The organism is Mycobacterium sp. (assembly GCF_025965855.1).
Classification (GTDB): Bacteria; Actinomycetota; Actinomycetes; order Mycobacteriales; family Mycobacteriaceae; genus Mycobacterium.
In genome coordinates, this window is sequence record NZ_JAOPWB010000165.1 from 1 (window position 1) to 9,494 (window position 9,494).

The following is a 9,494-nucleotide window of genomic DNA, read 5'->3' on the forward strand; positions in this document are numbered from 1 at the left end:
ACAGGGGCATCACAGGGCACAATAGACACGCAGGACACAAAAATATTCACAATCCTCCGCTAGCTATCTCGCTTCGCAGGTCCACCAGGTCGTTGGGGAAGACGTCCCTCGTGGAACCGAAGGAGCAAGAAATGCGTGCGTCGAATCAATTTGCCGATGTGGCGACCGGCGTGGTGTACGTGCACTCCTCGCCCGCGGCGGTGTGCCCGCATGTGGAGTGGGCGTTGTCGTCGACCCTGCAATCCAAGGCCAACCTGGTGTGGACGCCGCAGCCGGCGATGCCCGGGCAGCTGCGCGCCGTCACCAACTGGGTCGGGCCGGTGGGCACCGGCGCCAGGTTGGCCAACGCCCTGCGCTCCTGGTCGGTGCTGCGGTTCGACGTCACCGAGGACCCCAGCCCGGGAGTCGACGGCCAGCGGTTCAGCCACACCCCGCAGCTCGGCCTGTGGAGCGGGTCGATGAGCGCCAACGGCGACATCATGGTCGGCGAGATGCGGCTGCGCGCGATGATGGCCCAGGGCGCCGACACGCTGGCCGCCGAGCTGGATTCGGTGCTGGGAACGGCGTGGGACGAGGCGCTCGAGGTGTATCGCGACGGCGGCGACGCCGGGGAAGTGACCTGGCTCAACCGGGGCGTCGGGTAGATCGGGCGGGCCGCAGGATCCGCAACGCGCCCGGAACCGCGGAGATCTCGGCGGGCAGCGCGCACGCGAAGTCGCCGTCGGCGTAGACGTTGATGCCGGGGCACTCGACGTGGATCGATTTGGCGCGCGCCGTCGTCACCTCGTCGAGGTCGACGTGTGTGCCCTTCATGACGGTGGGGAACAGGCGGACCAACTTCGTCCGGGATGCCGAATGCGCCATGGTGATGTCGAGCATGCCGTCGGCGGGATCGGCATTGGGACAGATCAGCAGCCCGCCGCCGTAGCTGCGGGTGTTGCCGAAGGCGGCCAGCGTGATGTCGGCGTCGATCTCCCGGGTTCCGTCGAGCACCATGCGGAACGGTAAGACCCGCAGCTGCGACAGTTCGGCGAGCATCGCGATGTAATAGCGCAACCGCCCGTGGGGCCAGGTCATCCGGTTGGCGCGATCGGTCACGAGCGAATCGAACCCTGTGGCCGCCACGGTGCCGAACCACTTCACCCACCTTGTGCGGCTGTCGCCGCACGTTATCCGGCCCAGGTCAATGGTTTCCGTCCAGCCGTCGACGACGATGTCCGCGGCGGCCTCGGGATCCTTTGTGGGAATGCCGAATTCACGGGCGTGGTCATTGCCGGTGCCGGCCGGGATGATGCCCAGCGGGACGTCGGTCCCCGCCAACACCTGCAACGCGTTGGAGACGACGCCGTCGCCGCCGGTGACCATCACCGCGTCGGTCCCCCGCTCGAGCTCGGCGCCGACCAGGTGGCGCGCGTCTTCGGCGTCGTCGCCGATGATCTCGGTGACCTGCACGCCCCGATCGTGCAGCCGGGCGATCGCCACTTGCGCGGCGCGTATCGCGGCGCCGTGGCCCGAGACGGGATTGGTCAGCGCGGTCACCTTGCCGATTTCGCGCTCAGACATCGCGGCTCACGGAATCAGCTTGCCGGGGTTGAGGATTCCCGCCGGGTCGAGCGTCGCCTTGACCGCGCGCAGAACCTGGACGCCCAGCTCGCCGACCTCGTCGCGCATCCAGGGCCGGTGGTCGGCGCCGACCGCGTGGTGGTGCGTGATGGTCCCGCCGGCGGCGATGATCGCGTCCGAGACCGCCTTCTTGGCGGCCCGCCACTGCTCGATGGGATTGCCGCGCTGCCCGGCGACGACGGTGAAGTAGAGCGAGGCGCCGGTGGGGTAGACGTGCGAGATGTGGCACATCACCAGCGCCGGGGTGCCCGTGTCGGCCAACGCGTTCGTGAGCGCCTCGGTGACAGCGGCTTTCAGCGCGGGCAGCCTGGACCAGTCGGTGGCCGTTTCGAGGGTCTCGCACAGGGCGCCGGCGGACAGCAGCGAGTCGCGCAGGTACGGCGCCGCGAACCGGCCCCGCTCCCACGCCTGCGCCGGCCCTTCGCCCAGCGACGTGCCGCCCCTGGCCGCCAGCAGCGCGCTGGTCTCGGCGTGCCGGCTCTCGACGTGCTCCTCGGTGCCCTCGAACACGGTGATGCCCAGGCAGCCGCCGGTAATCTGGCTTTCGCCGATCGCCTCCGTGGTGGCGAGATTGACCCCGGTCTCGACCTCGTCGGAGAGCCGAATGACGGTGGGGCCGGTGGCATTTTGGGCGACGGCGCGCAGGGCCGCAGCCCCGGTTTCGAAGTCGGGGAACGACCACGCCTCGTAGCGGACGGCTTCCGGGACCCGGTGCACGCGCAGCCGCACCCGGGTGATGACGCCGAACGTTCCCTCCGAGCCGAGCAACAGCTGGCGTAGGTCGGGGCCCGCGGCCGATTCCGGCGCGCGGCCCAGCTCCATCGTCCCCACCGGGGTCACCATCCGCAGGCCGCGAACCATGTCGTTGAACCGGCCGTAGCCCGCCGAATCCTGACCGGACGACCGCGTCGCTGCGAAGCCTCCGATCGTGGCGTACTCGAAGCTCTGCGGGAAATGCCCGAGGGAAAAGCCGTGGTCGCCGAGCAGGCGTTCGGCGTCCGGTCCGGTGACCCCGGCCCCCAAAACGGCCTGACCGGACACTTCGTCGAGGTCGATGAGCTGGTCGAAGCGGCGCAGGTCAAGCGACACCACGGCGCCGAACTCGCCGCGGGTGGGATCGAGGCCGCCCACCACGTTGGTGCCGCCGCCGAACGGGATCACGGCGATGCGGCGCTCCGAGCAGTAGCGCAGGATCGCGGCGACGGCGTCGTCATCACCGGGCAGCAACACGGCGTCGGGAGCATCCTGAACCCCGGGGTCCTTGCGGCGCAGCAAGTCGAGTGTGGATTTGCCGCCGGCGCGCAGCAGCCGGTCACGGTCGGTGGTGCGGCAGTGCTCGGCTCCGACGATGCCGGCCAGCGCGTCCCGAACAGCCTGCGACAACGCCGACGGGCGCAGCCGCACCTGGTCGGCGTCGAGTTCGACCTCGCCCGAATCCTGCAGGCCCACAGCCTGTTTCAGCAGCGAGCGGATCCCGTCGGAAAGGGGCTTCGCCGCGGCGGGGTCCCCCCACGCGTTCCATTTCATCGGCGGGAGGAGTTGCTCGGCGTGCGTCATGCGTTACAGTATTACACATGCTGTCAATCAGTAACGCCCAGCCGGGTACCCGGGACCGGATCCTGGCGGCGGCGGCCAGCTGTGTGGTCGATTTCGGGGTGGACCGGGTGACCCTGGCGGAGATTGCCCGGCGGGCCGGCGTCAGCCGGCCCACGGTGTACCGCCGCTGGCCGGACACCAAGTCGATCGTGGCGGCGCTGCTGACCCAGCGCATCACCGGGGTGATGCGCGACGCGCCGCTGCTCAGCGAAGACCGGGAATCGCTTGTGCGCCAGATCGTTTCGGTCGCGAATCTGCTGCGTCGCGACGAGCTGGTGATGTCGGTGATGCACTCGGAGCTGGCGCCGATCTACATCACCGAACGCCTCGGGGCCAGCCAGCAGATGCTGATCGACGCCCTGGCCGAGCGGCTGCGCGCGGCCCAGCGCCACGGCAGCGTCCGCGCCGGCGACCCGCTGCAGATGGCCACCATGGTGCTGCTCATCGCCCAGTCGACCATCCAGTCCGAACGGATCGTGCGCCCGATCCTCGATGCCGACACGCTGGCCGCCGAACTCGCCTACTCGCTGAACGGATACCTGTCGTGATGACGGCTGCCCTCAACGCCGCGCGCCGCACGGCCGACCTGACCGCACTGGCGGACGGCGAGCCGCTGGACGTCGTCGTGATCGGCGGCGGCATCACCGGCGTCGGGATCGCCCTGGACGCCGCGTCGCGCGGCCTGCGGGTGGCGCTGGTGGAAAAACACGACCTGGCTTTCGGCACGAGCCGCTGGAGTTCCAAATTGGTCCACGGCGGCCTGCGCTACCTGGCGAGTGGCAACGTGGGCATCGCCCGGCGCAGCGCCAACGAGCGCGGAATCCTGATGACGCGCAACGCCCCCCATCTCGTTCGTGCGATGCCGCAATTGGTGCCGTTGTTACCGTCGATGAGTCACAGCACGCGGGCGTTGGTGCGCGCCGGGTTCCTGGCCGGCGACGCGCTGCGGGCCCTGGCGGGCACACCGGCCTCGACCCTGCCCCGGTCGCGGCGGGTTTCGGCGCGGCGCGTCGTGGAGATGGCGCCCACAGTTCGACGTGACGGCCTCGCCGGCGGCCTTGTGGCCTACGACGGGCAATTGATCGATGACGCCCGACTGGTCACGGCGGTCGCGCGCACCGCCGCGCAACACGGCGCGCGGATCCTGACCTACGTGGCGGCCTCCGAGGCGTCCGGCACCTCGGTGCGGTTGACCGATCAGCGCACGGGACAGTCGTTCGACGTGTCGGCCGGCGCGATCATCAACGCGGCCGGGGTGTGGGCGGGCGAGATCGACGGTTCGTTGCGGCTGCGGCCCAGCCGCGGGACCCACCTCGTGTTCGACGCTGCTGCCTTCGGTAATTCGACTGCGGCCCTTACCATTCCGATTCCCGGCGAGCTGAACCGCTTCGTGTTCGCCATGCCCGAGCAACTGGGCCGGGTGTATCTGGGCCTGACCGATGAAGCCGCGCCCGGCCCGATTCCCGACGTGCCGGAACCGTCTGACGGGGAGATCGCGTTCCTGTTGGACACGGTGAACACCGCGCTGGGGACCGCGCTTGGGACCGCCGATGTGATCGGCGCCTACGCGGGCCTGCGTCCGCTGATCGACACCGGTGAAGGCCGCACCGCCGACGTGTCACGCGAGCACGCCGTCGTCGAAGCGCCGTCGGGCGTCATCAGCGTGATCGGCGGCAAGCTCACCGAATACCGCTACATGGCACAGGATGTCCTGGACCGGGCCGTCGGCCTGCGCGGGCTGCGCGCGGCCGCGTGCCGGACCCGCAACCTGCCGCTGATCGGGGCGCCGGCCAATCCGGGGACAGCTATACCGCCGATGGCCGGCCTGCCGGAGTCCCTGGTGGCACGCTACGGTGCCGAAGCCGCCAATGTGATCGACACAGCCACGTGCGAGCGGCCCGCTGACCCGGTCGCCGAGGGGATCGACGTGACGCGGGCGGAGTTCGAATACGCGGTCACGCACGAGGGCGCGCTGGACGTCGACGACATCGTGGACCGGCGGACCCGGATCGGCCTGGTGGCGCGCGATCGCGAGCGGGTGGTTGCCGTGGCCGAGGAGTTTGTGGCGCGCTTCGGCTGAAGTGGGTCGGGCGATCGCGGCGACGGTTACCATGGAACGGAACTAGTCCGTATCGGTGAGGAACGTACATGGAGCTCGACAGCGGCCAGGCGCCGCGCACCTCGCGCCGAGCGCGAAGCCCGGGACGCCTCGATCGATCGTTGGACGCAGCCATCCTCGACGCGACGCTGGCGGGTGTCGCCGAAGTGGGTTATGACCGGTTGAGCATGGACGACGTTGCGTCGCGTGCCGGCGTCGGGAAGGCGGCGATTTATCGTCGTTGGCCATCGAAGGCCGTGGTGGTCGCCGATGCTATCGCCCACTGGAGACGGCGGCTGGGACCTGTCGAGCCGCCCAACAGCGGCAGCCTTCGCGGCGACATAGACGCGCTGGTTGCCGCCACACCCGACCTGGATGATGCTGATTCGCATATGATTCGGGTCGTTGTCGGGGTGGCGACCGCAGCCATGCACAATCCCGTCCTGGCGGCTGCCCTGGACGACCTTGTGCTATCCACCCCGCGGCAGGTGGTCCGCGCGGTGCTCGACCAGGCGGTCGCTCGCGGGGAGATTCCGGCCGGCCGCGACCTGAGCCTGATCCCCGACGTCGCATTGGGCCTCAACGTGCTGCGGGTGATCACGGGACGGCCGATCGACCGGGTCTATGTCCGGCGCGTGCTCGAAGACGTGATGCTGCCGCTCGCCGGCGCACCGGTGGCTTAGCTGTTGCGTTGTTGCGCATTTGCACCGCGGCGTGCCACATTGGGGGTGGACGGAACTAGTTAGTTCCGTCTGGAGGGAGACGGCGATGAATGTCGAGCATGTCCCGGTGCTGATCGTCGGCGCCGGCGCCGCCGGCCTGGCAACCTCTGCGCTGCTCGCCAAACATGGCGTTCGCTCGCAGCTGGTCGAAAAGCGCAGCGAGGCATTCATCTATCCGAAAGCGCGCAACTTGAGCTTCCGCAGCCTGGAGATCCTGCGCGGTTTGGGACTTGCCGACGAGGTCCACGCGATCGCCCAGGGCGTTTCGGACATGCTGAGCAAGCCGACGCTCAACAGCGCCGAAGAGCATCAGGCGTTCGACGTCGACGCGATCTTCTCGCCATTCAAAGACCTGAGCCCCGAGCCCGGCGGGCAATATTGTCCGCAGAGCGCATTCGAACCGATCCTGCTCACGCATATCCGTCGGCACGGTAGCCAGGCGCGCTACAACACGGAGTTGGGCTCGTTCGAACAGGACGAAAGCGGCGTCACCGCGATCATACGCGATCGGGAGTCGGGCGCAACGGAGGCGGTACGCGCCGACTATCTCGTCGCCGCCGACGGCGTGCACAGCCCGATCCGCGACGCACTCGGCGCGACGACCTCCGGCTATGGGGCGCTGCCGATCTATGTCGCCTTCATTTACTTCCGGGGACCGTGGCTAAAGTTCGTCCCACAGCTCGGCGGCGGCGACGGCATCCAGGTCAAAAACCCGGACGTGGAGGGGATCTTTCTCCCGGTACGCGACGACTTCGGCATTTTCATCACCACGTACTTCCCCGGCCGCGGGGAAACCGCCGATCAGTTCACCGCACAGCGTTGCCGCGAGCTGCTGACGAAAGCGATCGGTGAGCCGATCGACGTGGAAGTCATCGACGTTGCGCCGTGGCAGCCCTACGAGCGGGTGGCTGACCAATTCCAGAGCGGCCGAGTGTTTCTCGTCGGCGACTCGGCCCACAGCATGCCTCCGTTCAAGGCCGGCGGAGCCAACACCGCCATCCAGAGCGCGCACAACCTGGCCTGGAAGCTGGCCGCCGTCTTGAACGGGACCGCCGGCCCGGCCCTGGTGACCACCTACCACACCGAACGACACCCGGTCGGGCGCTTCAATGCGCGCCAGTCGCTCACGGGGCCATCGCTGGCCTTCCTCCGGTTGGACGACGACCGCCCGCAATTGCCGGCAGACGAAGAGGCGCCGATGTTTCCCCTGCTGATCGGCTACCAATACCGCTCGGCCGCTGTGGTTTCCGACGATCCTGTTCCCGCGGATCCGGACGCCGTGTCACTGGTGGAGGAATTGCGCGGGCAACCGGGGACCAGGGTCCCGCACGCCTGGGTAGTTGACGGCGGGAAGCGGGTCTCCACCCTCGATTTACTCAGTCCCGGCTTCACGCTGTTCACCGGAGACCATGACGCCGCCTGGTCCGACGCCGCAGCCTTAGCGTCGAAGGCCCTGAGCGTCCCAATCGGACTGCAACGCATCGGAACTGCGCTCGACGTCGACGGCTCCTGGGCTGCCGCCACAGGGCTCGCACCGGACGGGGCGTTGTTGGTGCGCCCCGACGACTTCGTCGCCTGGCGCGCCGACAAGCTTCCGCACTCGCCGGAAACTGACCTCGGCCGGGCGCTGTGTCAGATCCTCGGCCGCACGCGATGACCGATCCGCGAGGGTCCGTTGAAACGGTGGCCTGTCTGGGCTCGAGCACCACCGCATCGAGGGGAACCTACAAATGGATCGATGAGCTGGAAAAGCGTTCCCAAAACAGCCGATTTCGATTTGTCAACCTCGGTGTGGGCGGGGATCTGTCGTTCAATACCGTCCGGCACCTCGACCGAGTAATCGCATCACGGCCGGACCGGGTCATCGTGCTCGTCGGGACGAACGACGTTCTGGCGACTTTCTTTCCAAATTTCCGGCGATTCGTTCGGGCCTGGAAGCGACTCTCCGAAGAACCGTCACCGGCCCGGTTCGAGGAGAACCTCGCGATCATCGTGCGCAGGCTGCGACGGGAGGCCAATGCCCGGGTCGGGCTGAGTTCCCTTGCGCCGCTTGGAGAAGAGCCCCGCTCGTCCCATCCAGTTCAGGCGCGGCTCAACGACCTGATCGCCACCTACAACGGCATCATCCGCGAAGCCGCCTCGATGGGGTCTACGCATTACATCGCGTTCTATGAGGCTTTTCAGGCGCGACTCGCACGCACGACGGCGACGAAACCGTTCACCCGTTTCTCGTTCGCGTCTCTCTACCGCGACTACCTATGGCGGGAAATGATTATGCGCCAAAGTTTCGACGAGATCTCTCGAAGCAACGGCTGGGAATTCCACATTGACGGCATTCACCTCAACACCAAGGGCGGGCGCATACTCACCGAGACCGTTCAGCAGTTCTTGGACTCCTGAAACCCGCTGCGGTAGACATCGCCGACCTCGGACGTCTGGTACCGGCTGCGTAGCCGCGCCACATCGAAGATCGGCAGGGCGCTGGTTTCAGCCCTGGTCAAGTAGGGCCCGACCGGTCGCGAGCAGACGCAAAAGCCCCCGACATACGGCGTGTCGAGGGGCTTTTGCGTCTGCTCGCGGTCGAAAGGAGACCTACAGCGGGATGTTCTTGTGGCGTCCGCGGCGTGCCGGCGCTTGGGCCAGCGCTTCGGTGAGCTTGCTGCGGGTGTGCGCCGGGTCGATCTTCTCGTCGACCACACCGATCTCGATGGCGCTGTCGACGCCACCGGCGATCCGCTCGTGCTCGGCGGCCAATTCGTCGTGCAGCGCCTCGCGTTCGTGGTCGGGCGCGGCGGCCAGCTTCTTCTTGTGCAGGATGCCGACGGCAGCCTTGGCGCCCATCACGGCGACCTCGGCGTCCGGCCAGGCGAACACGTTGGTCGCGTTCAACGAGCGGGAGTTCATCGCAATGTAGGCGCCGCCGTAAGTCTTTCGGGTGACCAGGGTGACCCGGGGAACGGTGGCCTCGCCGAACGCGTGCAGCAGCTTGGCACCGCGGCGGACCACGCCGCCCCACTCCTGGTCGACACCTGGCAGGTAGCCGGGCACGTCGACAACCACGATCAGCGGGATCCCGAAGGCGTCGCACAGCCGCACGAAACGCGCTGCCTTCTCGGCGCTTTCGGAATTCAGGCAACCACCCAGGCGCAGCGGGTTGTTGGCCAGCACGCCGACGGTGCGGCCGGACAGCCGGCCCAGCCCCACCACCATCGACGGCGCCCAGCGGCCCTGGAACTCGTCGAACGGCGTGTCCGAGTCGAGGAGCGCGGTCACGATCGGATGCACGTCGTAGGCCCGTCGCGCCGACTCGGGCAGCAGCGCGTGGATGTCGGTGTCACCGGCCTCGGCCTTGCTGCGGTCGAAATGCCCTTGCTGGCAGAACAATCCGACCAGCCGGCGGCCACGCTCGTAGGCGTCGAGTTCGTCGTCGGCGACGATGTGGCACACCCCGGACT

General features: G+C 68.1%; 9 protein-coding genes. 6 read left to right on the plus strand and 3 right to left on the minus strand.

Annotated elements, in window-relative coordinates; genetic code table 11:
* The first annotated feature begins 131 nt into the window (after positions 1-131).
* A complete protein-coding gene (locus JWP83_RS13465; RefSeq protein WP_297730601.1) occupies positions 132-644 on the plus strand; it encodes a DUF3145 domain-containing protein in 513 nt (170 codons plus the stop codon).
* Here the strand turns inward: JWP83_RS13465 and JWP83_RS13470 are convergent.
* On the minus strand, positions 625-1,563 hold the full coding sequence (locus JWP83_RS13470; protein ID WP_297730603.1) for a diacylglycerol kinase: 939 nt from the start codon (positions 1,561-1,563) through the stop codon (positions 625-627). The two genes, JWP83_RS13465 and JWP83_RS13470, sit on opposite strands and share 20 nt — an antisense overlap.
* A 6-nt stretch (positions 1,564-1,569) precedes the next feature.
* Positions 1,570-3,150 carry an FAD-binding oxidoreductase gene (locus tag JWP83_RS13475; protein ID WP_297730615.1) on the minus strand — a complete coding sequence of 527 codons (1,581 nt, stop codon included), beginning with the start codon at positions 3,148-3,150 and terminating at the stop codon, positions 1,570-1,572.
* Between the two features lie 47 nt (positions 3,151-3,197).
* On the opposite strand from JWP83_RS13475, the gene JWP83_RS13480 reads away from it, so the two are divergent.
* The 5 genes from JWP83_RS13480 (at position 3,198) to JWP83_RS13500 (ending at position 8,439) form a co-directional block, all read left to right on the plus strand.
* Positions 3,198-3,767, plus strand: a complete 570-nt coding sequence (locus tag JWP83_RS13480; protein WP_297730605.1) for a TetR/AcrR family transcriptional regulator — start codon at positions 3,198-3,200, stop codon at positions 3,765-3,767.
* Complete coding sequence (locus JWP83_RS13485; RefSeq protein WP_297730617.1) at positions 3,755-5,299, plus strand: glycerol-3-phosphate dehydrogenase/oxidase; 1,545 nt, start codon at positions 3,755-3,757, stop codon at positions 5,297-5,299. Before JWP83_RS13480 ends, JWP83_RS13485 begins: the two co-directional genes overlap by 13 nt.
* Positions 5,300-5,367: 68 nt before the next feature.
* Positions 5,368-6,000 (plus strand): TetR/AcrR family transcriptional regulator, encoded by a 633-nt coding sequence (locus JWP83_RS13490; protein WP_297730607.1) that lies wholly within the window; start codon positions 5,368-5,370, stop codon positions 5,998-6,000.
* Positions 6,001-6,085: 85 nt separating this feature from the next.
* Entirely contained in the window at positions 6,086-7,696 is a 1,611-nt protein-coding gene (locus JWP83_RS13495) for an FAD-dependent monooxygenase (protein ID WP_297730609.1), read from the plus strand.
* Complete coding sequence (locus tag JWP83_RS13500) at positions 7,693-8,439, plus strand: SGNH/GDSL hydrolase family protein (RefSeq protein WP_297730611.1); 747 nt, start codon at positions 7,693-7,695, stop codon at positions 8,437-8,439. The genes JWP83_RS13495 and JWP83_RS13500 overlap by 4 nt, the downstream gene beginning before the upstream one ends.
* Before the next feature lie 192 nt (positions 8,440-8,631).
* Here JWP83_RS13500 and JWP83_RS13505 read toward each other — a convergent pair.
* On the minus strand, positions 8,632-9,494 hold an 863-nt coding region (locus JWP83_RS13505), incomplete at its 5' end, for a carboxyl transferase domain-containing protein (protein ID WP_297730613.1).

Excerpts from the sequence above, each read along its gene's own strand:
- JWP83_RS13465 (WP_297730601.1), top strand. The coding sequence starts at position 132 with ATGCGTGCGTCGAATCAATTTGCCGATGTGGCGACCGGCGTGGTGTAC.
- JWP83_RS13470 (WP_297730603.1), bottom strand. The coding sequence starts at position 1,563 with ATGTCTGAGCGCGAAATCGGCAAGGTGACCGCGCTGACCAATCCCGTC.
- JWP83_RS13475 (WP_297730615.1), bottom strand. The coding sequence starts at position 3,150 with ATGAAATGGAACGCGTGGGGGGACCCCGCCGCGGCGAAGCCCCTTTCC.
- JWP83_RS13480 (WP_297730605.1), top strand. The coding sequence starts at position 3,198 with ATGCTGTCAATCAGTAACGCCCAGCCGGGTACCCGGGACCGGATCCTG.
- JWP83_RS13490 (WP_297730607.1), top strand. The coding sequence starts at position 5,368 with ATGGAGCTCGACAGCGGCCAGGCGCCGCGCACCTCGCGCCGAGCGCGA.
- JWP83_RS13495 (WP_297730609.1), top strand. The coding sequence starts at position 6,086 with ATGAATGTCGAGCATGTCCCGGTGCTGATCGTCGGCGCCGGCGCCGCC.
- JWP83_RS13500 (WP_297730611.1), top strand. The coding sequence starts at position 7,693 with ATGACCGATCCGCGAGGGTCCGTTGAAACGGTGGCCTGTCTGGGCTCG.